General features: G+C 70.3%; 23 protein-coding genes. 14 read left to right on the plus strand and 9 right to left on the minus strand.

Going from position 1 to position 25,265, the window contains the following annotated elements; all coding sequences use genetic code 11:
* The first annotated feature begins 64 nt into the window (after positions 1 to 64).
* The 5 genes from BOSE127_RS03785 to BOSE127_RS03805 all read left to right on the plus strand — a co-directional run bounded on the left by BOSE127_RS03785 (position 65) and on the right by BOSE127_RS03805 (position 4,446).
* Positions 65 to 826 carry an SDR family oxidoreductase gene (locus BOSE127_RS03785; protein WP_159556249.1) on the plus strand — a complete coding sequence of 254 codons (762 nt, stop codon included), beginning with the start codon at positions 65 to 67 and terminating at the stop codon, positions 824 to 826.
* Between the two features lie 10 nt (positions 827 to 836).
* Positions 837 to 1,289, plus strand: a complete 453-nt coding sequence (locus BOSE127_RS03790; RefSeq protein ID WP_042537227.1) for an NUDIX hydrolase — start codon at positions 837 to 839, stop codon at positions 1,287 to 1,289.
* Between the two features lie 91 nt (positions 1,290 to 1,380).
* Positions 1,381 to 3,774 carry an ATP-binding cassette domain-containing protein gene (locus tag BOSE127_RS03795; protein ID WP_159556251.1) on the plus strand — a complete coding sequence of 798 codons (2,394 nt, stop codon included), beginning with the start codon at positions 1,381 to 1,383 and terminating at the stop codon, positions 3,772 to 3,774.
* Positions 3,775 to 3,897: 123 nt separating this feature from the next.
* Entirely contained in the window at positions 3,898 to 4,182 is a 285-nt protein-coding gene (locus tag BOSE127_RS03800; protein WP_017887321.1) for a DUF4190 domain-containing protein, read from the plus strand.
* Positions 4,183 to 4,290: 108 nt separating this feature from the next.
* Positions 4,291 to 4,446: a hypothetical protein gene (locus tag BOSE127_RS03805; protein ID WP_156463751.1), complete on the plus strand. Its 156-nt coding sequence runs from the start codon at positions 4,291 to 4,293 to the stop codon at positions 4,444 to 4,446.
* A 157-nt stretch (positions 4,447 to 4,603) separates the two neighbouring features.
* On the opposite strand, the gene BOSE127_RS03810 is transcribed toward BOSE127_RS03805, so the two are convergent.
* The 3 genes from BOSE127_RS03810 to BOSE127_RS03820 all read right to left on the minus strand — a co-directional run bounded on the left by BOSE127_RS03810 (position 4,604) and on the right by BOSE127_RS03820 (position 9,814).
* Positions 4,604 to 5,188, minus strand: a complete 585-nt coding sequence (locus tag BOSE127_RS03810; protein ID WP_159556253.1) for a hypothetical protein — start codon at positions 5,186 to 5,188, stop codon at positions 4,604 to 4,606.
* A 56-nt stretch (positions 5,189 to 5,244) separates the two neighbouring features.
* A complete protein-coding gene (locus BOSE127_RS03815; protein WP_140448058.1) occupies positions 5,245 to 6,276 on the minus strand; it encodes an alcohol dehydrogenase catalytic domain-containing protein in 1,032 nt (343 codons plus the stop codon).
* A gap of 91 nt (positions 6,277 to 6,367) precedes the next feature.
* Positions 6,368 to 9,814 (minus strand): SdrD B-like domain-containing protein, encoded by a 3,447-nt coding sequence (locus tag BOSE127_RS03820; protein WP_159556255.1) that lies wholly within the window; start codon positions 9,812 to 9,814, stop codon positions 6,368 to 6,370.
* A 185-nt stretch (positions 9,815 to 9,999) separates the two neighbouring features.
* Between BOSE127_RS03820 and BOSE127_RS03825 the strand changes: the two genes are divergently transcribed.
* On the plus strand, positions 10,000 to 10,440 hold the full coding sequence (locus tag BOSE127_RS03825) for a GNAT family N-acetyltransferase (RefSeq protein WP_017887325.1): 441 nt from the start codon (positions 10,000 to 10,002) through the stop codon (positions 10,438 to 10,440).
* 13 nt (positions 10,441 to 10,453) lie between these two features.
* Here the strand turns inward: BOSE127_RS03825 and BOSE127_RS03830 are convergent, their stop codons facing one another.
* A complete protein-coding gene (locus BOSE127_RS03830) occupies positions 10,454 to 11,134 on the minus strand; it encodes an SDR family NAD(P)-dependent oxidoreductase (RefSeq protein ID WP_056068666.1) in 681 nt (226 codons plus the stop codon).
* A gap of 102 nt (positions 11,135 to 11,236) precedes the next feature.
* On the opposite strand from BOSE127_RS03830, the gene BOSE127_RS03835 reads away from it, so the two are divergent.
* Positions 11,237 to 12,070, plus strand: coding sequence for a helix-turn-helix domain-containing protein (locus tag BOSE127_RS03835; protein ID WP_201300428.1), 834 nt, complete (start codon positions 11,237 to 11,239; stop codon positions 12,068 to 12,070).
* Here the strand turns inward: BOSE127_RS03835 and BOSE127_RS03840 are convergent.
* Entirely contained in the window at positions 12,057 to 13,277 is a 1,221-nt protein-coding gene (locus tag BOSE127_RS03840; protein WP_159556259.1) for a beta-ketoacyl-[acyl-carrier-protein] synthase family protein, read from the minus strand. The two genes, BOSE127_RS03835 and BOSE127_RS03840, sit on opposite strands and share 14 nt — an antisense overlap.
* A gap of 54 nt (positions 13,278 to 13,331) precedes the next feature.
* Between BOSE127_RS03840 and BOSE127_RS03845 the strand changes: the two genes are divergently transcribed.
* Positions 13,332 to 13,910, plus strand: coding sequence for a TetR/AcrR family transcriptional regulator C-terminal domain-containing protein (locus tag BOSE127_RS03845; RefSeq protein WP_042537217.1), 579 nt, complete (start codon positions 13,332 to 13,334; stop codon positions 13,908 to 13,910).
* A gap of 42 nt (positions 13,911 to 13,952) precedes the next feature.
* Here BOSE127_RS03845 and dhaM read toward each other — a convergent pair whose 3' ends face one another.
* From dhaM to dhaK, 3 genes are all read right to left on the minus strand, one after another.
* The gene (gene dhaM / locus BOSE127_RS03850) at positions 13,953 to 14,687 is read right to left on the minus strand and encodes a dihydroxyacetone kinase phosphoryl donor subunit DhaM (RefSeq protein ID WP_017887330.1); all 735 of its coding nucleotides are present in this window, start codon (positions 14,685 to 14,687) and stop codon (positions 13,953 to 13,955) included.
* The gene (gene dhaL, locus BOSE127_RS03855) at positions 14,684 to 15,310 is read right to left on the minus strand and encodes a dihydroxyacetone kinase subunit DhaL (RefSeq protein WP_017887331.1); all 627 of its coding nucleotides are present in this window, start codon (positions 15,308 to 15,310) and stop codon (positions 14,684 to 14,686) included. Before dhaL ends, dhaM begins: the two co-directional genes overlap by 4 nt.
* A gap of 105 nt (positions 15,311 to 15,415) precedes the next feature.
* Entirely contained in the window at positions 15,416 to 16,417 is a 1,002-nt protein-coding gene (gene dhaK / locus BOSE127_RS03860) for a dihydroxyacetone kinase subunit DhaK (RefSeq protein WP_071251603.1), read from the minus strand.
* Positions 16,418 to 16,732: 315 nt separating this feature from the next.
* Here dhaK and BOSE127_RS03865 point away from each other — a divergent pair, with 315 nt between their 5' ends.
* Both BOSE127_RS03865 and glpK read left to right on the plus strand, forming a co-directional pair.
* Entirely contained in the window at positions 16,733 to 17,458 is a 726-nt protein-coding gene (locus BOSE127_RS03865; RefSeq protein ID WP_017887333.1) for an MIP/aquaporin family protein, read from the plus strand.
* Between the two features lie 83 nt (positions 17,459 to 17,541).
* Positions 17,542 to 19,053, plus strand: a complete 1,512-nt coding sequence (glpK, locus tag BOSE127_RS03870) for a glycerol kinase GlpK (RefSeq protein ID WP_017887334.1) — start codon at positions 17,542 to 17,544, stop codon at positions 19,051 to 19,053.
* A gap of 727 nt (positions 19,054 to 19,780) precedes the next feature.
* On the opposite strand, the gene trpD is transcribed toward glpK, so the two are convergent.
* Entirely contained in the window at positions 19,781 to 20,836 is a 1,056-nt protein-coding gene (gene trpD / locus BOSE127_RS03875) for an anthranilate phosphoribosyltransferase (protein WP_031259819.1), read from the minus strand.
* A 70-nt stretch (positions 20,837 to 20,906) separates the two neighbouring features.
* Here trpD and ctaE point away from each other — a divergent pair, with 70 nt between their 5' ends.
* From ctaE to qcrB, 4 genes are read left to right on the plus strand one after another with little or no spacing between them, the layout of a single operon-like run.
* Positions 20,907 to 21,545, plus strand: coding sequence for an aa3-type cytochrome oxidase subunit III (gene ctaE / locus BOSE127_RS03880; RefSeq protein WP_031259820.1), 639 nt, complete (start codon positions 20,907 to 20,909; stop codon positions 21,543 to 21,545).
* Between the two features lie 21 nt (positions 21,546 to 21,566).
* On the plus strand, positions 21,567 to 22,376 hold the full coding sequence (gene qcrC, locus BOSE127_RS03885) for a cytochrome bc1 complex diheme cytochrome c subunit (RefSeq protein ID WP_042537210.1): 810 nt from the start codon (positions 21,567 to 21,569) through the stop codon (positions 22,374 to 22,376).
* 33 nt (positions 22,377 to 22,409) lie between these two features.
* Entirely contained in the window at positions 22,410 to 23,474 is a 1,065-nt protein-coding gene (qcrA, locus tag BOSE127_RS03890; RefSeq protein WP_017887338.1) for a cytochrome bc1 complex Rieske iron-sulfur subunit, read from the plus strand.
* Positions 23,474 to 25,162, plus strand: coding sequence for a cytochrome bc1 complex cytochrome b subunit (qcrB, locus tag BOSE127_RS03895; protein ID WP_042537208.1), 1,689 nt, complete (start codon positions 23,474 to 23,476; stop codon positions 25,160 to 25,162). The genes qcrA and qcrB overlap by 1 nt, the downstream gene beginning before the upstream one ends.
* The last annotated feature ends 103 nt before the right edge of the window (positions 25,163 to 25,265 follow it).

Raw genomic sequence — 25,265 nt, forward strand, 5'->3', positions numbered from 1 at the left:
CGTGCAGGCGATTGGTAGGCTCGGTGCGCCCGACCGGCCGGAACCAGACCTGGAGAACACGACTGTGAGCAACCCCCTCGCCCCCGGATCCCTCACCGACAAGCGCGCCGTCGTCACCGGTTCGTCCCGTGGCATCGGCGCCGACACCGTCGGGTACCTGGCCGAGGCCGGCGCGAAGGTCGTCGTGAACTACCGCAACAAGGCCAGGCGGGCCGAGCAGATCGCCGAGAAGATCGTCGAGTCCGGTGGCTCCGCCCTGGCCGTCGGCGCCGACCTCACCGAGCACGACTCCGTGCAGGCCCTGGTCGACACGGTCGTGCGGGAGTGGGGCGGCATCGACCTGCTCGTGCTCAACGCTTCGGGCGGCATGGAGTCCGGTGTCGGCGAGGACTACGCGCTCCGCCTGAACCGCGACGCCCAGGTCGACATGCTGCAGACCGCCGTGCCGCACATGCCTGCCGGGTCGCGCGTGGTCTTCGTCACGAGCCACCAGGCGCACTTCGTCGAGACCGCCGAGACGATGGACGAGTACGTCCCGGTCGCCAAGAGCAAGCGTGCCGGGGAACTCGCCCTCCGTGCGCTCATCCCGCAGCTCGAGGCCGCGGGCATCGAGTTCGTCGTCGTCTCCGGCGACATGATCGAGGGCACGATCACCGCGACGCTCCTGAACCGCCTGAACCCCGGCGCGATCGAGGGCCGTCGGCAAGAGGTCGGCAAGCTCTACAGCGTGTCCGAGTTCGCGGCCGAGATCGCCCTGGCCGCCGTCGAGCCGATCCCCGCCGACCACACCAAGCTGGTCGGCGACGTCAGCGGGTTCGTCGACTAACGTCGGGCGGGTGACCGCCAAGCCCGGCCTGCGCCGCACCTCCCGCATCCTGCTGCTCGACCCCCGTGGTCGCGTGTTCCTGATGGACACGAAGTCGCCCTCGTCCGACGGCGCGCACCGCTGGATCACGCCGGGTGGTGGCGTCGACCCGGGGGAGTCCCACCGCGACGCCGCGATCCGCGAGCTGCGCGAGGAGACCGGGATCGTCATCGACGAACCCGGCGAACCGGTCTGGTCGTGGGACTTCACCGTCGAGTGGGACCTCGCTGACCACGACCGTGGGCACGCCGAGTTCTACGTCGTCCGCACGCCGGGCTTCGAGTTGTCCGACGCCGAGTGGACCGACGACGAACGCGTCGACATCCTCGCCTCGCGCTGGTGGACGGCGGACGAGCTCGACGCGACCGACGAGGCGTTCGAACCCGCAGAGCTGCCGGACCTGGTGCGCCGTCACGGCGCCTGAGCACCCCACCACGGCCTGACGGCCGACCCATCAGCGGACGGGAGGCCCGTGGCGGCCCCGCCACGGGCCTCCCGTCGGTACGCTGACCCGCATGGACACCGATCCGGTCGACGACGACCCCGCCGGTGCCGTCGTGCACCCTGCCGACCGGCACGACCGGATCCGCGTGCGCGGAGCGCGCGCCAACAACCTGCGCGACGTCGACGTGGACCTGCCGAAGCGCCGGCTCACGGTGTTCACCGGGGTCTCCGGCTCGGGCAAGAGCTCGCTCGTGTTCGGCACCGTCGCCGCCGAGTCGCAGCGGATGATCAACGAGACCTACAGCGCGTTCGTGCAGGGGTTCATGCCGTCGCTCGCGCGTCCCGACGTCGACCTGCTCGACGGACTGACCACCGCGATCGTCGTCGACCAGGAGCGCATCGGCGCCGACCCGCGCTCCACCGTCGGCACCGCGACGGACGCGAACGCGATGCTGCGCGTGCTGTTCAGCCGACTCGGTCAGCCGCACGTCGGCGGACCGAACGCGTTCTCGTTCAACCTCGCCACCGTGACGGCCGGGGGAGCGATCACGGTGCAGAAGGGTGCGGACGCGAAGGCCCAGAAGGTCTCGTTCACGCGGCTCGGCGGCATGTGCGCGGACTGCGAGGGTCGGGGCCTGGTGAACGACATCGACCTGACGCAGCTGTTCGACGAGACGAAGTCGCTCGGGGACGGCGCGCTCACGATCCCCGGGTACGGGACCGACGGGTGGAACGTGCGGCTGTACGCCGAGTCGGGCTACTTCGACCGGGACACCCCGATCCGCGACTTCACCGAGCAGGAGCGGCAGGACTTCCTGTACCGCGAGCCGACGAAGCAGAAGATCGCCGGCATCAACATGACCTACGAGGGGCTCGTGCACCGGGTCCGCAGATCGTTCCTGCAGAAGGACCGCGAGTCGATGCAGCCGCACATCCGGGCCTTCGTCGACCGTGCGGTGACCTTCACGACGTGTCCGGCCTGCGACGGCACCCGGTTGAACGACACCGCCCGCTCGTCGAAGCTCGCGGGCCGCAGCATCGCCGACGTCTGCGCGATGCAGGTCACCGACACCGTCACCTGGCTGCGGGGTCTGGACGACCCGGGGGTCGGGCCGTTGCTCGAGGGGCTCCGTGACCTGCTCGAGTCCTTCGTCGAGATCGGACTCGGCTACCTGTCGCTCGACCGTCCGACCGGCACGTTGTCCGGGGGAGAAGGGCAGCGCGTGAAGATGGTGAAGCACCTCGGCTCCTCGCTCAGCGACGTCACGTACGTCTTCGACGAGCCGAGCACGGGGCTGCACCCGCACGACATCGAGCGGATGAACGAGCTGCTCGTCCGGTTGCGCGACAAGGGCAACACCGTCCTGGTCGTCGAGCACAAGCCCGAGGTCATCGCGATCGCCGACCACGTCGTCGACCTCGGACCCGGTGCCGGTTCCGGCGGTGGGACGCTCTGCTACCAGGGGTCCGTCGACGGGCTGCGCGCCAGCGGGACCGTGACCGGTCAGCACCTGGACGACCGCGTCACCGTGAAGTCCGACGTCCGTCGTCCGGACGGAGCGATCGCGATCCGCGGCGCGTCGGCCCACAACCTGCACGACGTCGACGTGGACGTCCCCACCGGGGTGCTCACCGTCGTCACGGGGGTCGCCGGTTCCGGCAAGAGCACGCTCATCCACGGGTCGCTGGCCCGACGCGACGACGTGGTCGCCATCGACCAGAGCGGTATCCGTGGGTCACGGCGGAGCAACCCCGCGACCTACACCGGCCTGCTCGAACCGATCCGCAAGGCGTTCGCGAAGGCCAACGGCGTCAAGCCCGCACTGTTCAGCGCCAACTCCGAGGGCGCCTGCCCGGCGTGCAACGGTGCCGGTGTCGTGTACACCGACCTCGGCATGATGGCGGGCGTCGCGAGCCCCTGCGTCGAGTGCGACGGCAAGCGGTTCGACCAGGCCGTGCTCGGCTACCACCTGGGCGGGAAGGACATCAGCGAGGTGCTCGGCATGTCCGTCGCCGACGCGTTGGCGTTCTTCGCGGCGGGGGAGTCCGCACTGCCGGCGGCCCACACGATCCTCGCCCGGCTCGCAGACGTGGGGCTCGGTTACCTGACGATCGGACAGCCGCTCACCACGTTGTCCGGGGGAGAGCGGCAGCGGCTCAAGCTCGCGACGCACCTCGGTGACCGGGGCGGCGTGGTGGTGCTCGACGAGCCGACCGCGGGCCTGCACCTGGCCGACGTCGAGCAGCTGCTCGGCCTGCTCGACCGGCTCGTCGACGCCGGCCGGACGGTCGTCGTGATCGAGCACCACCAGGCCGTGATGGCGCACGCTGACTGGATCATCGACCTCGGGCCGGGCGCCGGGCACGACGGCGGGCGCATCGTGTTCGAGGGGACGCCCGCTGCACTCGTGGCTGCCCGGTCGACGCTGACCGGGCAGCACATGGCGGCGTACGTCGGAGCCTGAGCCGGGGGACAGGCTCGGACGGTGAATCTGGGCACCAGCCGTGTGCGAGGACTACTGTTCTGACCGACGCTCACGATCGGCTACCTGGCCTGGATCAGCGTCCTGACCAGAAGGAGCTCCACCATGTCCAACCCCGGCAACGCACCCGCGACCAACAGCGGCAACGGAATCGCCGTCGGTTCGCTCGTCCTCGGCATCGTCGGCGTCGTCTTCTCGTTCCTCTTCGTGTGGGTCGGACTCATCGCCAGCATCATCGGCCTGGTCCTGGGCTTCGTCGCCCGTCGTCGCAACGCGGGTACCCGAGGCATGGTGCTCGCCGGCATCATCCTGAGTGTCATCGGCCTCGTGCTCTCGATCATCTTCATCATCGTCGCTCTGACGATCGTCGTTCCCGCGATGAACAACTGAGGCTGATCGCCGCATGACAGCGGGCGCGTGGCGGAGTCGCCACGCGCCCGCTGTCGATCTCCGGCGCCGCTGGTACGTGTCCAGGAACCCGGGCGTACCGTCCGGCGCATGAGCTACAGCCAGCCTGACCCAGCCGAAGAGACCACCCAGAGCGAGTCGCCGGAGCAGCCCGACACCGACCAGGCAAACCTGGAGGAACAGGGCGGCGAGCCGGCAGCGCTCGAGATCGACGCCGACGACGTCCCGACGAAGCCCGCCGACTGACGCCGTCGTCATCCAGTGAGCAGAAGAGGTCGAGTCCGGAGAACGGACCCGACCTTTTCTGCTTACTCAGCGCCGATCGGGTGTCCATGCGCGCGCCGATAATGCATATTATGTCAACTCAGGTGGACCGGACTCCAGAACGCCCCGCCTCCACCGGTCACAGTTCCCGACAGACGGATGCGGCAAGGACCAGCATGTTGACCTTCGCATCCGGGTCGTCACCGGCGTAGCTGACGTACACGGTCGGCGAGGTCCGGCCTCCTGAGAACTGCACCTGGGTCCACGTGCTCCGGCCCCGGTCGTCGCCACGGCGGCTGATGTCGTACCGCGTCCAAACCCGCTCGGCGTTGTCGAGCACTGTCCGTGGCGTCACTGCAGACGTGCTCGACAGGTTCACTTCCCGGCGGATCCCAGCATCACCGGTGGTGAAGCCGAGGACGTCGGTGTTCGAGCAGACGGAGTCGCCGGTCAGTTCCCCGAACGGCGCAGGCCGGGACTCCCCCTCGTCGTAGTAGTCCTTCCACTGCGACAAGCCACCGTTCGCCTCCATGAACGCGTTCACGACAGCGACGGTCCGTTCGTCCTGCTGGGTGGCGACGGCATCGGACGCGATGTACGGCCGGTGGCCTTGGCAGGCGGCAACGATGAGCACGAACACCGTCATGAAGACCGTACCGATCACCAGGTTCTTCACGGTCCGTCGACGACGAGCGGCGCGTCCCTCGAGCGTGTCGTCTTCCATGGCGCCCCTTCCCCCGCGGTTCAGCATGCCAGACAGGACGCGGGGCCGGCGCACCGTCAGAACGTCGCGACGGTCATCCCCGGAGAAGTGGCTGGCCGGTCCATCGCGACGAGCGCCTCGGGCAGGTCGTCGAAGCCGATGGTGCGGCCGATCGTCTCCTCCGGCCGGAGCCGCCCACTGACGACGGCGTCGAGCATCGCGCCGTACTCCCCGACCGCTGCGCCGTGACTGCCGAGCAGTTCGAGCTCGTCGGCGATGACCCGTCCCATCGGGATCGCCGGCGTTGCTTCGTCGTCGAGCAGCAGCCCGACCTGCACGTGTCGGCCGCGCGGACGCAGGGATGCAACCGCCGCGACCGAGGTGGCACGGCTGCCGTAGGCGTCGATCGACAGGTGCGCTCCCCCGGCGGTGCGGGAGCGAACCGTGGTCACCGCACCGGCGTCCATCAGCACCGTGTCGGCACCCAGTGCTGCGGCCCGTTCGAGCGCCGCCGCGGAGACGTCCACGGCGAGCACGTGCGCGCCGGCGGCCACGGCGACCATGATCGCCGACAGCCCGACTCCCCCGCAGCCGTAGACCACGACCCACTCCCCTGCGCTCACCCGCCCGCGGGCGTGCAGGGCGTGGAACGCGGTGCCGAAGCGGCAGCCCAGTGCCGCTGCCACCGTGAACTCCACGGCATCGGGCAGGGCGACGAGGTTCAGATCGGCGTGCGGGACCACCAGTGACTCCGCGTAGGACCCCTGCAGGTCGAAGCCGGGCTGCTGCTGGGCGGTGCACACCTGGGTCGCGCCGTCGAGGCACTCGGCGCAGGTGCCGCAGGCGAACACGAACGGGGCCGTGACCCGGTCGCCGACGGCGAAGCGCTGCACGTCGGTGCCGATCGACGCGACGACGCCGGCGAACTCGTGGCCGGGCACGTGCGGCAGCCGGACCGAGTCGTCGTGGCCCTTCCACGCGTGCCAGTCACTTCGGCAGACACCGGTGGCAGCCACCCGCACGACGACACCGTGGTCCGGGGCGACGGGCTCCGGCAGGTCGACGATCGAGGGGACGGAACCGAACTGGGCGTACTGGACGGCGCGCATGCCGCCATCCTGACAGACGGCGTCGAAGGACGACGGAGCCCCGACCCCGGAGGTCAGGACTCCGCCGCATCGTCGTGCTGCCGGTGACGGATCAGCGCTGTCGCCGCTGGTTCCGGTTCGTTCCGAGCATCGCGGCCCCGAGCGCCAGCAGCAGGAGTGCGACGCCGAGGACGAGCGGCGTCCCCGACGTGCCGGTGAAGGCGAGCCCCTGGACGCCCCCGCGCGCTCCGGGCGACGGCGCCACAGTCGGAACGGCCGTCGATCCGGACCCGCCCCCGGGCCCGGAGCCGGGGCCCGTGCCGGCGCCGGGAACCGTTCCGGGGTCGGGCCCGGGTTCCGGTTCGGGATCCGACGGCGAGTCACCGAGCAGCAGCCCGGCATCGACGGTGCGGTCGCGGGTGATCGATTCCTTCGCGCCTTCGTCGGAGCGTTCCCACGCGATCGAGACCGCGGGCGTCTCGCCGTCCTGGCCGGCGTCCGAGTCGATGGTGCCGTCGGTGCCGACGTGCTCCTTCGTGAACCGACGGCCGTCCGGAGCCGTGAAGGCCACGACGTAGTCCCCCGGGCGGAGTCCGTCGAAGGAGTACTCCCCATCGGGTCCGGACCTGGTCGCGCGTGCGACGTCGGTTCCGCGGTCGTCGACGCCGGACAGTCGGATCGGCACGCCGTCGATGCCCGGTTCGTCGGAACCCTGGAGGCCGTCGTCGTTGCTGTCCGTCCACACCCGGTTTCCGATGCTGCCGGCGACCACCCGCACGGTGGCGCGGTTCGACAGCGCGGCGAGTTCGAGGTTCGAGGCGCGGAGCCCGAAGCGGTTCGTGTAGGTGTCGCCGTCCCGCTCCCCGTGGGTCCGCAGCACGACGTGGTGTCGGACCGTCTGTCCAGGCGCGACACCGCCGGTCCGTTCGATCCGCACGGCGGTGACGTCGGCGAGTTCCGCGGATCCGCACGCGGGGTCGCCGAGGTCTGCCGCCGCGCACCAGAGCGTGCTGCCGCCCGGCTGGTTGGACGCTGCCGTGCCGTCGAGCGAGATCGAGGCCGGATCGCTGGTGGTGTAGCGCACGGTCTCACCGGCGCCGGGCGCGACGTCGACGCGGTCGGCCAGCGAGACGGTCCCGTGGAAGGCGGAGCCCTGGGGGTCGCCTCGGTGCGGCAGGACGTCGATGACGTCGAGCCCGCTGATGCTCCGGGCGTCGCGGTTCGTGTAGAGCAGGTCCCACTCGAGCTGGTCCCCCGTCGCGACGACCGGTTCGGTCGCCACCTTCTCCACGCCGACACCGACTGCGGCGACGACCTGCACCGCTCGTTGGGTGTCGCGGCGGAACGCTTCGGAGCGGTCCGTCGGCGAGGCGATGGTCGCGTAGTTCTGCACCGGTCCGGCAGGCGCGAGACTCGACACCTGCAGCTCGTAGGTGATCGGCGGGATCCTCGTGTTCGGCTGCAGGCCGTCGAGCGTCCACGTGAGGCGCTGGCGGAGGTTGCCGGCGTTGTCCGTGATCGTGTCGAGCTCGGCCGGCCTGGACGCACTCTCGGGGATGTAGTCGGTGTGCATCGGCAGCACGTCGCGGACCGTCACGGTGGTCGCTTGCCCACCGGAGTGGCCGTTGGTGAGTGTCGGGTAGAGGGCGTACTCGAGGGTGCTCCCGGACCCGACGAAGCTCGTCTTGTCCGGTGTGTCCTCCGCGGTCGTGCCCGGGTCGACGATCTTCTTCCTGATGCGTGCCAGGTTCTCCGTGATCACGACGCTGTCGGCCATCGCTCCGGCACCGTTCTCCGGCCGGGCCGTGTCGTGGGTCCAGACGTCGGTGTGTTCGCCGAGCAGGGCGTGTCCGAAGTCGTACGCGCGGGTCCCCGAGGGTGCGTCGGCCACTGCGACGTACGTGTGCAGCACCGCTCTCGCCCCACCGTCGACGTCGCCGAGCGCGCGCACGGCGCCGACCGCGGCGCGACCGCCCGGAACCTCGTCTGGGCTGGCGAACCACGGTCCGTCGTCATCGCCGCACGTGTGGTCCTGCCCGGCCGCGGGGTTCGTCATGTCGTAGGCCGCGTACTCGATGCGCGGCCTGCTCAACCCGCTGGTCCACGCCGTCGCACCCGGGGTGCCCCCGCGGGTGAGGCGCTGGGTCCCGCGATCGAAGGTGTCGCAGAGGATCGTGCCGGTCCAGCGGCTGTACCCGTCGTTGAGGACGGTGACGTCGCTCCGCAGGACCTGCCCCTGCGTCACCCACGGATCGCCCGCGCGGGCGGAACCCTCGACGGTGGTCCCGGCGCTGTCGATCACGCGCCAGAGTCGCTTGCCGGCGGTGCCGGACCCGAGACCCACCAGGTTGCGCGACGTGCTGTTGTCGGCGAGGGGCTCCTCGCTGCCGGGGTAGTTCTGTGCGCCACTCGCCGACGTGGTCTGCAGGGCCGAGTACCGGTTGGTCGACAGGACCGAGCCCGGCGGGTAGGGCAGCCAGAGGCTCAGGTAGCCCGAGACGAAGTACGCCCTGGTGCCACCCGTGACCGGGCCGCCGCTGAGCGACTGGGTGGGGATGCGGTCCGGGTCGGTGACGGTGTCCGTGATCGTCACGTCGACGTCCGCGCCGGGCGAGGACTGCGTGCAGACGATGGTCCCCGAGTCGACCACGTTGCGCGGCCCGCCACCCCGTCCGCCCGGCAGGCCGTCGAAGCGCCAGGCGTTCGTTGCGTTCACGCCGCAGGCAGGCGCGGTCCCGTTCCACAGCACGGCGGTCGACGGCAGGTCGCCGAGGATCTCGGACACGTCGTCGGTGAAGGCCATCGGGCCGGCGCTCGCTTCGAACCCGAGCAGGCCCTGTCCGGCGACGACGGGCTCCCAGTTGACCGCGATCGGGTAGACGAGACGCAGGCCTCGCTCGCCGTCGGGACCGATGACGTCAGGGGTGAGCGAGGACCCGACGACGTCCTTGCTCAGGTTGTAGCGCGCGGCTGCCGAGACCGTCACGGTCGGCGCGACTGCCGTCACGACGCCGTTGTCCGCGTTGTCCGCCGTGGCTTCGACCGTGACCTCGATCTCGTCGCCGTGCCGCATGGTGCCGGAGACGTCGAGCACGACGGGGACCTCGACGAGGTTGCCCTCGGTCAGGTCACCGACCGAGCAGGTGAGTCGCTGCCCGTCGATGCGCGATGCGGCCCCGGTGCACGGCTTCGGCAGCCCCGCCCAGGTCGTGCCGGCCGGAGCGGTCACGACGAACCGTTGGTTGACGCTGTCGCCGTCGTTCACGCTCATCTCGACGCTGTACGTGATCGCGTCGAGTGTCCGCACGATGCCGTTCGTTCCGCTCGAGTCGCCCCCGGGCCGGTCGTCCGGGGTGAACGGGCCGTTGCCGTCCTTGGCGACCTTCGCAGCGAGACCGACCGTCCCTGCCGGACGGACGGTCGACGTCGCAGGGTCCGTCGTGGCCGTGCCCACCGCTCCCCCGGCCGGGGTCGCGCCCGCGGGGGCGGCGGCGGTGAGCGGGAGCGTCAGCGACAACGCCGTGGCGACGACAGTTCGGATCGGGATGCGTGTTCGCATGGGACTCCTCGTGCGGGCGGGTGCAGGGTGCACCCACTGCCCAGGAGTGTAGGAATCCATCTGGAATGCTGCAATGAATATTTCGTATTCGCTCTGACGCCACGCCTCGGTCGGCATCGAGGACCGGTGCACCGGATCCCGATCGGACGTCGCCCCCCCGGCCGCGTCTCCGGTTGACTGGGACGATGACGGATCTGCGCTTCTCCACCGACCCTGCCGACCTCGACGTGGACCGCGTGCACCGCTGGCTCAGCGAGGAGTCGTACTGGGCGCGCGGGCGCGACCGGGCGACCCAGGACGCGATCATCGCCGGTTCCCGGAACTTCGGCGTCTACGACGCGGTGACCGGCGAGCAGCTCGGCTACGCGCGGGTGGTCACCGACGGTGTCACGTTCGGCTGGCTCTCGGACGTCTTCGTCGCCCCAGGGGCCCGGGGTCGGGGTGTCGGGGTCGCCCTGGTGCGCGGGGTGACCGAGGCGGTCGAGGCCCTCGGACTGAAGCGCTTCGCCCTGTTCACCGCGGACGCCCACGGCCTGTACGAGCGGTTCGGGTTCCGGCCGCTGCCCGATCCGGAGGGGTGGATGATGCGGCCCGGCCCGGGCTTCGGCGACGACGTGCACGACTGACGGAGCGCCGCCCTCAGTACTCGATGCGTCCCTCGCGGTTGTGGAACTCCCCCGTCGGCCCCTCAGTGCCGATCGTCGCGAGCGCGACCGTGGCGTCGGTGCCCTCGGTGATCGTCTGGTGCCCGCCGAACCCGTTGAACGCCGTCGCGGTGTAGCCCGGGTCGCTCGCGTTCACCCGGAACCCGGGCAGGTTCTTCGCGTACTGCACGGTCAACGCGATCACGGCCGCCTTCGACGCCGCGTACGGCACGGCCGGCACTCCGTACTCGTCGTGCCCGGGCGTGGTGAGCCAGCGTGGGAAGCCGACCCCCGACGCGACGTTCACGATGACGGGTGCTGCCGAGCGTCGCAGCAGGGGCAGCGCGGCCTGGGTCACCCGGACGATGCCGGTGACGTTGGTGTCGAGGACGGTCGCCATCGCGTCCGCGTCGAGGTCGTCGACCCCGAACGAGTCGCCGAGGATCCCGGCGTTGTTCACCAGCACGTCCAAGGACGGGATCGTGGCGATCGCCGCGTCGATGCTGGGCTGGTCGGTCACGTCCAGCTGCACGACGTGGGCGCCGAGCGCCCGGGCGTCGTCGCCGCTGGCCGGGTCGCGCATGCCGGCGTGGACGGTGTGGCCGGCTTCGATCAGTCGGCGTGCGGTCTCGAGTCCGAGGCTGCGGTTGGCCCCGGTGATCAGTGTCGTCGTCATGTGCCCAGCCTGCCCCCGCCGGCCCGGCTCCCCCAGGCACGGTGCGACGGTGGGACCGGCAGTACCAGGACGGACTGGAGGCGCGGGGCGATGATGGTGGACATGAGCGAGTTCGCGAACGTGTTGCGTTCCTGGCGTGACCGGGTGCGTCCCGAGGCGATCGGCCTGCCGGCCGGCCCCGGCAGACGGACCCCGGGCCTCCGCCGCGAGGAACTCGCCGCCCTGGCGGGCGTGAGCGTGGACTACGTCGTCCGCCTCGAGCAAGGCCGGGCGACGAACCCGTCGCCGCAGCTGCTCGCATCGCTCGCGACGGCGCTCCGGCTGTCGTCCGAGGAGCGGGACCACCTGTGCCGGGTGGCCGGCGTCGCCCCGCCGTCCCGTCAGGTGGTGCCGCGGCACGTCACGCCCGGCGTGCAGCGTCTGGTGGACCGACTCGGCGACGTGCCGCTCGCGGTGTTCACGGCGACGCACGACATCGTGCTCTGGAACGACCTGTGGGCCGCGGTGAACGGCGATCCGACGCGGTACGTCGGCCTCGACCGCAACCTGGTCTGGCGGCACTTCACCAAGGCGCGCGACGGGGTGGACTGGGACGAGGAGCACCAGGAGGAGTTCTCGAGCGACCTCGCCGCCGATCTGCGGCAGGCGTACGGGCGCTACCCCGGCGACCGTGACCTGGCTGCACTCGTCGACCGGCTGCTGCGGGAGTCGCCGGAGTTCGCCCGCCGGTGGGAGACCGGCCGGATCGCCGAGCACCGTGCGAGCCGCAAGGTCGTGCACACGCCGGTCGGTCCGGTGGAGATCGACTGCGACGTGCTGACCGTGCCGGGTGGCGACCTGCGCATCGTCGTCTACACGGTCGTACCGGGCTCCGAGTCGGCGGCGAAGCTCGACCTGCTCCGGGTCACCGGCCTGCAGGAGCTCACGCCGCGGTGAACACCAGCGACGCGTTCTGACCGCCGAACCCGAACGAGTTGTTCAACGCCGCACCGAGCGGAGCCGTCCGCGCGGTGCCGGAGACGACGTCGAGGTCCACCGCGGGGTCGAGCTGGTCGAGGTTCAGGGTCGGCGGCACGGTCCCGGTCTCGAGTGCCCGCAGGGTCAGGACCGCCTCGACCGCCCCGGCCGCGCCGAACATGTGCCCGATCGCGCTCTTCGGTGCGGTGACCAGCGCTCCGGTGCCCACCGCACGGCTGATCGCGGTCGCCTCGCCGACGTCGCCGACCGGGGTGCCGGTCGCGTGCGCGTTCACGTGGTCGATGTCGCCCCCGGTGAGTCCCGCCATCCGGATCGCGGACCGCATGGCCCGTTCCTGCTCGCTGCCGTCGGTGCGCGGCGCGGTGATGTGGTGCGCGTCCGAGGTGATCCCCCACCCGGCGAGCGTGCCGTGCGACCGCTGCCCGCGTGCGGCGGCGTGGTCGGCACGCTCGAGCACGACGATGCCGGCGCCCTCGCCGAGGACGAAGCCGCGGCGGTCGGCGTCGAACGGCCTGGACAGGGTCGTCGGGTCGTCGCCGTCGGGTTTCGCGAGCGCCTGCGACTGCGCGAACGACGCCATGGTCACCGGGCTCACCGCGGCCTCGGTGCCGCCCGTGATGACGACGTCGGCCTCACCGGTCACGATGAGTCGCGCGGCGGTCGCGATGGCCTCGGCACCGGAGGCGCACGCCGACACCGTCGTGTATGCACCGCCCCGCGCCCCGTACGCGATGCTGATCTGCGCCGCGGCGCCGTTCGCCATGAGCATCGGCACCGTGCGCGGGGAGACCCGTCGGGCACCGGATGCTCCGAGCACGTCGTGCGCGTCGAGGAGCGTCTCCACGCCCCCGATCCCGGTGCCGATCACCACGGCGAGGCGGTCGCCCTCGACCGCGGGGGCACCCGCGTCCGTCCATGCTTCCTCCGCGGCGACGAGCGCGAGCTGCTGACTGCGGTCGAGGCGGTTCGCGCGGACCCGGCCCAGTGCCCCGTCGGCGTCGAGTGCCGCCTCGGCACCGACCCGGATCGGCACCTGTCCCCAGAGCGCTCCGTCGCGGTGCAGGGAGCGGACGCCGGAGCGACCGGCCACCAGGGCGTCCCAGAGCGGTGCGACGCCGTGGCCGAAGGGTGAGACCGTGCCGTAGCCGGTGATGACGATGTCCACGGGAACTCCTCTTGTACGTTGAACAAGTTGAGTTGTACCACGTACAATTCGGACATGGCAACCACGGTGGACGGCTCCGGCACGGCACGCGGCGCGGCGACGCGGGCGAGGATCCTCGCGGCGACGGCCGGACTGCTCAGCGCGGGCGCACGCACCGTCACCGTCAGCGAGGTCGCTCGGGCCGCGGGCGTGTACCCGAACCAGATCACGCACCACTACGGCTCGAAGGACCGCCTGGTGCTCGACGCCGCGTTCGCGCTGTTCCTCCGCGACACGACTCGGCTGCAGGTGGCCGGTCGTCGCGCTCGGTCGTCGGAGTCGTTCCGCCAGGTCCTCGCCCGCACCGCCCTCGCGATGCCGTCGACACCCCTCGTGGTCCGCGCGCTGGCGGCTGCGGGTGACGACACCGCCCAGCGGGAGCGCGTCCGACTGCTGCTCGCGGTGCTGTTCCGGCAGTCCGAACGCTACCTGGAGCGCGTCGTCGCCGACCAGGGATGGACGAGCCCCGGCGGCGTCGCCCGTGACGCCCGCACGTTCTGGAGCGCCGTGTTCGGTGCCACCCTGCTCGCCGACGCCGGGGTCACCGGCGGTCCCTCGGACCTCGACCTGGCGGGCACGGTCTCGATCCGGTGACCGGGGCGCGCACCGCCGCCGGGGACTCCCCCGGCGGCGGTGTCACTCGCCGAAGCCGGACCGGACCAGTTCGACCAGGGCGTCGACCGCGGCCTGCGCGTCCTGACCGGTCGCGTCGATCGACACCGTCGCGCCCTTCGGCAGCGCCAGGGCCATGATCGCGAGCAGGCTCTTCGCGTCCACACCGTTGACGTGCACGCTCGCGTCGTACTTCGCCGCCGTCTTGACGAACTCCGCGGCGGGCCGGGCGTGCAGCCCGGTCTCGTTCACCAGCTCGACCGACGCGCTGACGCGGTCTGCGCCGGCTGCGTCGCCGACGGGACCTGCCCCGTCGGCCGGCCCCGTGCCTCCAGGCTGGTCACCGGACGGACGGGAGGCGGTGCTCGCGTCCGCCTCGGAACCCGCGGCTGACGCCGCAGCGGCCAGGACCGCGTCGGCGTCCCCGCCCGTCTGGGCGGCGACCGCCGCGGCGACCGTGCCCTCGACCAGCGGGGCCGGCGACACGTGCACCCGTGCGCGGACGTCGTCGTCGAGGAAGTCGAGCGCGGTGTCGGTCGTCAGGTAGGCGGAGCCGAGGTCGCACAGCACCACGACGCCGTCGGCCCCGGCGAGTTCCTCGATGCCGGCGGTGATCGCCTCGAACGAGGTGCCGATGCCGCCGTCGTCGGTGCCGCCCGCGGCGACGAGTGGCACGTCCGCGGCCATCTGCCGGGCGAGCTCGACGGTGCCCGTCGCGATCGCAGCGCTGTGCGAGACGACGAGGATGCCGACGGTCACGCGGCGTCCACAGCTGCGCGCAGGATGTACGCGGTCGACTGCGCACCGGGGTCTCGGTACCCGATCGCGCGGTCGCCGAGGTAGCTCGCGCGGCCCTTGTGCGCCACGAGCGGCTCGGTGTCGGCGGCCCCCTGCGCTGCGGCGTCGGCTGCGGCGGCGAGCACGGCCTCCGGGTCGGCGCCGGCGCCGGCAGCCGCTGCGGCGGCGTCGACCGCGGGGCTCCACGCGTCGACCATCGTCTTGTCGCCGACGGCGGCCTTGCCGCGGGACACCACACCGTCACGCGCGGCGGTCAGGACCGCGACCAGCGTGTCCGCGTCGAGCTCGGACGCGTCCCCTGCAGCCTGCGCGGCCTTCAGATAGGCGGTGCCGAACAGCGGACCGGCCGCGCCGCCCACCGTCGAGATGAGCTTCGTCGCGACGGCCTTGAGGACGGCGCCCGGGGTGTCGAAGGAGCCGGCGTCGACGGATTCGAGCACGGCGCGGAAGCCTCGGTCGAGGTTCTCGCCGTGGTCACCGTCCCCGATCTCGCGGTCGAGCGTGACCAGCTCGGCACGGTGTTCGTCGATCGTCGCGGCGGTGCGACGGACCCAGTCGATGGCCCATGCGGTGTCGAGCGCCAATGCAGTTCCCTTCGTGTGTCCGGCCCGGTGGGGTCCGGTGTCGTGGTCCGGTGGTCGAGCGTCCGTTGCGGTTGCGGTTGCGGTTGCGGTCGCAGGCGCGGTCGCTCAGCGTCCCCAGCGCAGGGCCGGGGTCTCCACCGGGGCGTCCCAGAGGGCCGTGAGTTCGTCGTCGAGCACCGTGACGGTGAGCGAGAACCCCTGCATCTCGAGGGACGTGACGTAGTCGCCGACCAAACTACGCGTGACCCGGTAGCCGCGGTCGGAGAGCACCTCGGCGGCGCGTCGATAGGCGATGTACAGCTCGGAGAGCGGTGTGCCGCCCATGCCGTTGACCAGCAGCAGCAGTGCCGATCCGGCCGGGGCGTCCAGGTCCGTCAGGATCGGTTCGAGCACGCGGTCGACCAGCTGGTCCGCCGGCGCCATCGCGATCCGCTCGCGGCCCGGCTCGCCGTGGATGCCGATGCCGAGCTCGACCTCGTCGTCAGCGAGTACGAAGGACGGCTCCCCCGCGTGCGGGACGGTGCCCGAGGCGAGCGCGAGCCCCATCGAGCGCGTGACGTCGTTGACGTGCCGGGCCACGGCGGCGACCGCGTCCAGATCGTCCCCGCGTTCCGCGGCGGCACCGGCGCACTTCTCCACCACGACGGTCCCGGCGACACCGCGACGACCGGCGGTGAACAGGGAGTCCTGCACGGCGACGTCGTCGTCCACCACAACGGACTCGACCCGGACGTCGTCCATCGCGGCCAGCTCTGCGGCGGTCTCGAAGTTCAGCACGTCGCCGGTGTAGTTCTTCACGATGTGCAGCACGCCGGCACCGCCGTCGACGGCCTTCGTCGCGGCGACGATCGGGTCGGGGGTCGGGCTCGTGAACACCGGACCGGGGACGGCGGCGTCGAGCATGCCGTACCCGACGAAGCCGGCGTGCAGTGGCTCGTGCCCGCTGCCACCACCGCTGACGATGCCGACCTTGCCGGCCACGGGGGCGTCGGCGCGGTGCAGGTGGATCGGGTCCTCGACCAGCACGACGTGTCCGGCGTGTGCCCGGGCGAACCCCCGGACGGTCTCCTCGACCACGGCCTGCGGGTCGTTGATGAGCTTCTTCATGCGGTGCCTCCACGGGTACGGGGTCGAGCCGTGGCGGTCACACCGCGCGTCGTCGACCGGAGTGCGCCCAATCTACATCGGCGGCACGGCCAGCCGTCCGGCGGGGATGCACGTTCGTGCAGCACACCGAGGACGCGTCACCGGCTCCGGATCGTGCTGGGGACACTCGCCCTGCACGTTCGTGCACGATCCCGCTCTCCGCTCACGAATTCACCACCCGGCCGTGAGCGTCGTCACTATGGTTGGCCTCAATCACTCAACGGGGAGTGCGGCGCACCACGGCCGGACCCCCACCTCACGCACTGGAGGTCACCGATGGACGACATCGGCGTCAAGTTCCTGTCCGAGCTCGTCGGTACGGCGATGCTCATCATCCTGGGTGGCGGCGTCGTCGCCGCCGTCTCGCTGGCGAAGTCCAAGGGCTTCGGAGCCGGCTTCCTCATGGTCACGATCGGCTGGGGCTTCGCGGTCTTCGCCGGTGCCACCGTGGCCTACAAGTCCGGTGGCCAGCTCAACCCGGCCGTCAGCCTCGCGCAGGCGATCCTCGGCAAGATCACCGTCGGCGAGATGTTCCTCTTCTGGATCGCCCAGGTGATCGGTGCGGTCATCGGTGCCGTCATCGTCTGGCTCGCGTACAAGCAGCACTTCGACGAGGAGCCCGACGCGGCCGCCAAGCTCGGGGTCTTCTCGACCGGCCCCGCGATCCGCTCGTACGGCTGGAACCTCGTCACCGAGATCATCGGCACCTTCGTCCTGGTCTTCGTCGTCCTCGCCTTCACCAACGGCGGGACCCCCACGGACCTCGGCGCCATCCCCGTCGCCTTCCTCGTGATCGCGATCGGTGTCAGCCTCGGTGGTCCCACCGGCTACGCCATCAACCCGGCCCGTGACCTCGGCCCGCGCATCGCGCACGCCTTCCTGCCCATCAAGGGCAAGGGCTCGAGCGACTGGGCCTACGCCTGGGTGCCGGTCGTCGGACCCCTGATCGGTGGCGCCCTCGCTGCCGGCCTGTCCGTCGCCCTGCTGCCCGTCGTCAGCTGACCCACCCCCACCCCGAAGGCGTGGGCGGCCGTTCCGCACGACCGACCACGCACCCGCACCGAACACACCCGTAAGGAGCACCAATGGCCGACTACATCGTCGCCATCGACCAGGGCACGACCTCGACCCGAGCAATCGTGTTCGACCACTCCGGTTCGATCATCTCGACCGGGCAGAAGGAACACGAGCAGATCTTCCCGCGCGCCGGGTGGGTCGAGCACGACCCCGCCGAGATCTGGGACAACACCCGCGAGGTGATCGGTCAGGCACTGTCGCGTGCCGACATCACGCGCCACGACGTCGCAGCCGTCGGCATCACCAACCAGCGCGAGACCGCCGTCGTCTGGGACAAGACCACCGGCAAGCCGATCTACAACGCGATCGTCTGGCAGGACACCCGCACGCAGGCCCTCGTCGACAAGCTCGCCGACGGCGACACGGACAAGTACAAGGCCATCGTCGGCCTGCCGCTCGCGACCTACTTCGCCGGCACCAAGATCATGTGGATCCTCGAGAACGTCGAGGGTGCGCGTGAGAAGGCCGAGGCGGGCGACCTGCTCTTCGGCACCACCGACACCTGGGTCCTCTGGAACCTGACCGGTGGCGTCGACGGCGGCGTGCACAAGACCGACGTCACGAACGCGTCCCGCACGCTGTTCATGGACCTCGAGACGCTCCAGTGGCGCGACGACATCCTCGCCGACTTCGGTGTGCCGAAGTCGATGCTCCCCGAGATCGTCAGCTCCTCCGAGGTCTACGGCCACGTCGAGTCCTCGAGCCTGCTGCGCGAGGTCCCGATCGCCGGCATCCTCGGCGACCAGCAGGCCGCGACCTTCGGCCAGGCCGCGTTCGACCAGGGCGAGTCGAAGAACACCTACGGCACCGGCAACTTCCTGATCTTCAACACCGGTACCGAGATCGTCCGCTCCGAGAACGGCCTGCTCACCACCGTCGGCTACAAGCTCGGCGACCAGGAGACGCACTACGCCCTCGAGGGCTCGATCGCCGTCACGGGCTCGCTCATCCAGTGGCTCCGCGACAACCTCGGCCTGATCGGCAGCGCCCCGGAGGTCGAGGCGCTGGCCAAGACCGTCGAGGACAACGGCGGCGTGTACTTCGTGCCCGCGTTCTCCGGGCTCTTCGCGCCGTACTGGCGTCCCGATGCCCGCGGCGCGATCGTCGGCCTGACCCGCTTCGTCAACAAGGGCCACATCGCGCGTGCTGCCCTCGAGGCGACGGCGCTGCAGACCCGCGAGGTGCTCGACGCGGTCAACGCCGACTCCGGTGTGGACCTGACCGAGCTCAAGGTCGACGGCGGCATGACCGCGAACAGCGAGCTCATGCAGTTCCAGGCCGACATGCTCAACGTGCCGGTCGTCCGCCCGGTCGTCGCGGAGACGACGGCGCTCGGTGCGGCCTACGCCGCCGGTCTCGCGGTCGGGTTCTGGGCCAACCTCGACGAGCTCCGTGCCAACTGGCAGGAGGACAAGCGCTGGGAGCCGCAGCTCGACGCCGCCGAGCGCGAGCGGACGCTCCGCCTGTGGAAGAAGGCCGTCACGAAGACCTTCGACTGGGTCGACGAGGACGTGCAGTAACACCGCACGCGCACGCTGACCGCGTGCACTGATCGCACCGACGGGAGGCCCGGTGCCGGTTCCAGGAACCGGCACCGGGCCTCCAGTGCGTTGCGTCTCCTGCGGGTCGGTCGCGGTCGGCCCGTCGGCCCGTCGGCGCGTCGTCGGGTCGTTGGGGGCTGCCGGTACGGCACGGTGCGGGTTTGTCCACCGGGTGCAGCGGTGACCGCCGGGTGCGCGCTCGTGGCGCAGCACCGAGCCGTCAGGCTCGCACCGGCTGGCGCACCGCGCACGGTGCGGCTCTCGCGGAAGCTGCACGGGATCGCGGACCGCGCACGGTGCGGACTGGAGGCGCGGGGCTGGCTCACCACGGCCCTCCGGCCCGGCGTGGGGTTGCCGGTACGGCACGGTGCGGGTTTGCTCACCGGGTGCAGCGGTGACCGTCAGGTGCGCGCTCGTGGCGCAGCACCGAGCCGTCAGGCTCGCACCGGGTGACGCACCGCGCACGGTGCGGCTCTCGCGGAAGCTGCACGGGATCGCGGACCGCGCACGGTGCGGACTGGAGGCGCGGGGCGGGCACACCACGGCCCTCCGGTCCGGCGTGGGGTTGCCGGCACGGCACGGTGCTGGTTTGTTCACCGGGTGCAGCGGTGACCGCCGGGTGCGCGCTCGTGGCGCAGCACCGAGCCGTCAGGCTCGCACCGGCTGGCGCACCGCGCACGGTGCGCGGGGGCGGGGGCGGCGTGGACTACGCTGCGGGAGCTGCGCCGACCCAATCAGCCAGTTTGCGCGCACCGGCGCCGGAGTCGATCGCCTCGGCGGCGACGACGAGCTGCTCGCGGAAGCGCTGCAGGATCGGGCGGTCGGCCTCGTTCGGGTCCTGTGCCAGTCGGAACGAGACGAGCCCGGCCGCGGCGTTCAGCAGGACGATGTCGCGGACGGGTCCGGTCTCCCCCGCCAGCAGTCGGTGGACGACGGCGGCGTTGTGCTCGGGGTCGCCACCGAGCAGGTCCTCCGTCCGGGCGCGGGCGATGCCGAGGTCCCGTGGGTCGAGGTCGTGTTCGGTCACACGGCCGCCGGTGACCTCCCAGATGTGGCTGTGCCCGGTGGTGGTCAGCTCGTCGAGTCCGTCGTCGCCTCGGAACACGAGTGCGGTCGCCCCGCGCGTCTGGAACACGCCCGTGATGATCGGCACGAGTTCGAGCTGGGCGACGCCGACGGCGTTGGCCTCGCACCGTGCGGGGTTGACGAGCGGACCGAGGAAGTTGAACACCGTCGGGACGCCGATCTCCCGCCGCACGGGGCCTGCGTGGGCGAAACCGGGGTGGAACGCGTTGGCGAAGGCGAAGGTCAGCCCGACACGCCGGAACGTGTCCGCGACACGCGCGGCGTCCATCGTGAGATCGAGTCCGAGGGCGGCGAGCACGTCGCTCGACCCGGACTTCGACGAGCTGGCCTTGTTGCCGTGCTTGACGACGGGGACCCCGGCAGCGGCGATCACGATCGCCGCCATCGTCGAGACGTTCACGGTGCCGACCACGTCGCCGCCGGTACCGACGATGTCGAGCGCCATCGGGTCGACGTCGAGCGGAACCGCGGCGTCGAGGATCGCGTCACGGAATCCGACGACCTCGTCGACGGTCTCGCCCTTCGCGCGGAGCGTCACGGCGAAGGCCGCGATCTGGGCCTGGGTGGCACGCCCGTGGACGATCTCCTCCATGGCCCATGTGGATTGCCTGATCGTCAGGTCCTCGCGCGCCATGAGCGCGCTGATCACTGCTGGCCAAGAAAGTGCGTCAGGCATGGATCGATCGTAGTGAATTCGAGAGACCCGCCAGTCTCCTGCGAAAACACTGTCGGGGGTTTCGGCCATAATGGAGGACGTGACTAGCACCTCTCTCTCCAGATCAGCCAGCGGTCCGGCCCTCAACAGGCCGAACGCCGTGGCCGTGGGGACGATCGTGTGGCTGGGCAGCGAGGTCATGTTCTTCGCCGGCCTGTTCGCGATCTACTTCACGCTCCGCAGCACGTCCCCTGAGCTCTGGGCGACCGAGACCACGAAGCTCGAGGTGCCCTTCGCCTCCGTGAACACGATCATCCTGGTGCTGTCCAGCTTCGCCTGCCAGTTCGCCGTGTTCGCCGCGGAGCGCTTCCAGGTGCACCGGACGAGCTGGAACCCGCGCCACTGGGGCATGACGGAGTGGTTCTTCGTCACCTACGCGATGGGTGCGATCTTCGTCTGCGGCCAGATCTTCGAATACGCCAACCTGTGGCACGAGGGCGTCACGCTCTCCTCCAGCGCGTACGGCTCGGCGTTCTACATGACCACCGGGTTCCACGGCCTCCACGTGACCGGTGGCCTCATCGCCTTCCTGCTGACGCTCGGCCGCGGCTTCGCCGCCAAGAACTTCGGCCACAAGGAAGCGACCACCGCCATCGTCGTGTCGTACTACTGGCACTTCGTCGACGTCGTGTGGATCTTCCTCTTCGCCGTCATCTACCTTCTCAAGTAGGAACTGGACACCCCCCAGCACATGTTCAACAGAACCAAGTCCAAGAAGGGCCGCCGTTCACCGATGGCGACCGTGTCGCTCATCGTCGTTGGTCTCATGACCACCGGTGGCGCGTACGCACTGTTCAGCTCCACGGCGAACGCCGACGACAGCACGAGCACCCTCGCCACCTCGAGCCAGTCGCAGGTGAACGAGGGCGAGAAGCTCTTCGCGTCGAACTGCGCCACCTGCCACGGTCTCTCCGCGCAGGGCACGAGCGAGGGTCCGTCCCTCATCGGTGTCGGCGCCGCGTCGGTCGACTTCCAGGTCGGCACCGGCCGCATGCCGATGGCCGCACAGGGTCCGCAGGCAGAAGAGAAGCCCGCGCAGTTCACGGACGAGCAGGTCGACGCGCTCGCGCAGTACGTCGCTTCCCTCGGCCCCGGCCCGTCGGTCCCGTCCACCGAACTCACCAACGGTGAGGACGGCGACGCCGCCGAAGGTGCCGAGCTGTTCCGCATCAACTGCGCCATGTGCCACAACGTGGCCGGCGCCGGCGGTGCCCTGACCGAGGGCAAGTACGCCCCGAACCTCGAGACGGTCTCCGGCAAGCACATCTACGAGGCCATGCTCACCGGCCCGCAGAACATGCCGGTCTTCAACGACCTGAACCTGACGCCGGAGCAGAAGGCCGACATCATCACGTACCTCAAGTACGTGCAGGACAACAAGTCCCCCGGTGGCTTCGCACTCGGCTCCCTGGGGCCGGTCGCCGAGGGTCTGTTCATCTGGATCTTCGGACTCGGGGCGGTCGTCGCGATGACCGTCTGGCTGACCGCGAAGTCCAACTGATCGTCCGTGTCGAACGACACTGAAGGGAACACCATGGCAGAGCACGACGACGAGACGCTGAACTCGTCCTCGGCTGTCGAGAAGCACGGCACGACCACCTCCCCCGGGATCGCGGTCCTCCCCGTCGACCCGTTCGAGAACCCGGGCGAGCCGCCGCACCGTCCGCGTCGCACCGACGTCGACCCGAAGAAGCAGCGTCTGGCCGAGCGCCAGGTCGCCGCCTACTTCTACCTGTCGATCGTCGGCAGCGTCCTGTCGATCGCCGCGTACATCGCCTTCCCGATCGACCCGAGCGACTTCGGGACGGTCCGCACCGCGAACCTCTTCCTTGGCCTGTCGATCGCCCTCGCGCTCCTCGCCCTCGGTCTCGGTGCCGTCTACTGGTCGAAGTCGCTCGTCGTCGACCGTGAGATCACGGAGCTCCGCCACGGCACCCGCGGCACCGACGAGACCCGCGCCAAGGCGGTCGAGGCGTTCCAGCTCGCCGACAAGGAGTCGGGCTTCAGCCGTCGCAAGCTGATCCGCAACTCGATGATCGGTGCTCTGGCCGCGTTCCCGCTCCCCGGCATCGTCCTGGTCCGTGACCTCGCTCCGGCCGAGGACCCGAACGAGCTGCTCCGTCACACCTTCTGGAAGCAGGGCCTGCGCCTGACGAAGGACCCGACGGGTCTTCCGATCAAGGCCTCCGACGTCACCATCGGTTCGGTGTTCCACGTCATCCCCGAGGGCATGCTCGAGTCCGAGCACATGCTCGAGGAGAAGGCGAAGGCCTCCGTCCTCCTGATGCGTCTCGACCCGAAGGACCTCAACCCGTCCAAGGGCCACGAGAACTGGGGCTACGACGGCATCGTCGCGTACTCCAAGATCTGCACCCACGTCGGGTGCCCTGTCGCGCTCTACGAACAGCAGACGCACCACCTGCTGTGCCCGTGCCACCAGTCCACCTTCGATGTCTCGAACAACTGCGAGGTCATCTTCGGTCCGGCAGCACGCCCCCTCCCCCAACTTCCTATCGCGATCGACGACGACGGCTACCTGGTTGCCCAGAGCGACTTCCACGAGCCGGTCGGACCGTCCTTCTGGGAGCGTGAACGCTGATGACCAGCACCACCACCACCGCACCGAACACGTCGACGAACAAGCCGGCACCGGAGCGCGGATCCCGCATCATCGGCGGGGTCTCGAACTACATCGACGAGCGCACCAGCATCTCGGGCCTCGTCAAGGAAGTCGGCCGGAAGATCTTCCCGGACCACTGGAGCTTCATGCTCGGCGAGGTGGCGCTGTACAGCTTCGTCGTCGTGCTGCTCTCCGGGACCTTCCTGACGTTCTTCTTCCAGGCGTCCATGACCGAGGTCATCTACAACGGCTCGTACGTCCCGCTCAAGGGTGTTGCGATGTCGACGGCGCTGCAGTCCACGCTCGACATCTCGTTCGACATCCGTGGCGGGCTCTTCGTCCGTCAGGTCCACCACTGGGCAGCCCTGCTGTTCGTGGCGTCGATCATGCTGCACATGGCCCGCGTGTTCTTCACCGGTGCCTTCCGCAAGCCGCGTGAGCTCAACTGGGTCTTCGGCTTCCTGCTCTGGGTCCTCGCCATGGCCGAGGGCTTCACCGGATACTCGCTCCCCGACGACCTGCTCTCCGGAAACGGCCTGCGGATCATCGTCGGCATGATCGAGGGTGTCCCGGTCATCGGCGTGTGGATCGCCTACCTGCTCTTCGGTGGCGAGTTCCCGGGTACCGACATCGTCGGCCGCCTGTACACGCTGCACATCCTGCTGCTGCCGGCGATCCTCGTCGCGGTGCTCGGTGTCCACCTCGTGCTCGTCGTGATCAACAAGCACACCCAGTTCGCCGGTCCGGGCAAGACCAACGAGAACGTCGTCGGCGTCCCGATCCTCCCGGCGTTCGCCGCGAAGGCCGGTGGCTTCTTCTTCATCGTCGCGGGCATCCTGGCCCTCATCGCGTCGCTGTTCACGATCAACCCGATCTGGAACTACGGCCCGTACGACCCCTCCCCGGTGTCCGCCGGTACCCAGCCCGACTGGTACATCGGCTTCGCCGACGGCGCGCTGCGTCTGGTGCCGCCGCACTGGGAGGTCGTGTGGTTCGGCTACACGGTGTCGTTCAACATCCTGGCGCCGATCGCGGTCCTGGTGCTGCTCATCCTGGCGATCCTGCTCTACCCCTTCATCGAGGCGTGGGTCACGGGCGACAAGCGTGAGCACCACATCCTCGATCGTCCGCGCAACGCCCCGACGCGCACCGCGTTCGGTGCCGCTGGCATCACGCTCTACGCGAGCCTCTGGGCAGCAGCCTCGTCGGACATCATCGCGACGCACTTCCTGGTGTCGATCGAACACGTGATCCACGTGATCCAGGCGACGACGGTCCTCGGTCCGTTCATCGCCTTCTGGATCACGAAGCGTGTCTGCCTCGCCCTCCAGAAGAAGGACCGCGAGATCGTCCTGCACGGGTACGAGTCGGGCCGCATCGTCCGACTCCCCCACGGTGAGTACATCGAGGTGCACGAGCAGCTCGACGAGTACGAGCGGTGGAAGCTCCTGCAGTTCAACGAGTACAAGCCGCTGATGATCCGCCCGAACGCCAAGGGCAAGATCACGGGTCTGCAGAAGGTCCGCGCCGGCGTCTCCCGCTTCTTCTTCGAGGACCGCATCGAGCCGGTCTCGAAGGCCGAGCTCGAGGCAGCGCACGCCGCGCACCACGGCCCGAACCTCGAGGGTGGCCACCAGGCTCCCCAGGTCGGCCCCGGGGATCACTGATCCGAGGCACACGAAGCAACCCCCGTCACCAAGTGGCGGGGGTTTCTTCGTGCACAGGGCAACACGCCGCCCCCAGTTCACGGCTGGTTCACCGTCACGTGCT

Source organism: Curtobacterium sp. 8I-2 (genome assembly GCF_902506155.1).
Classification (GTDB): Bacteria; Actinomycetota; Actinomycetes; order Actinomycetales; family Microbacteriaceae; genus Curtobacterium; species Curtobacterium poinsettiae.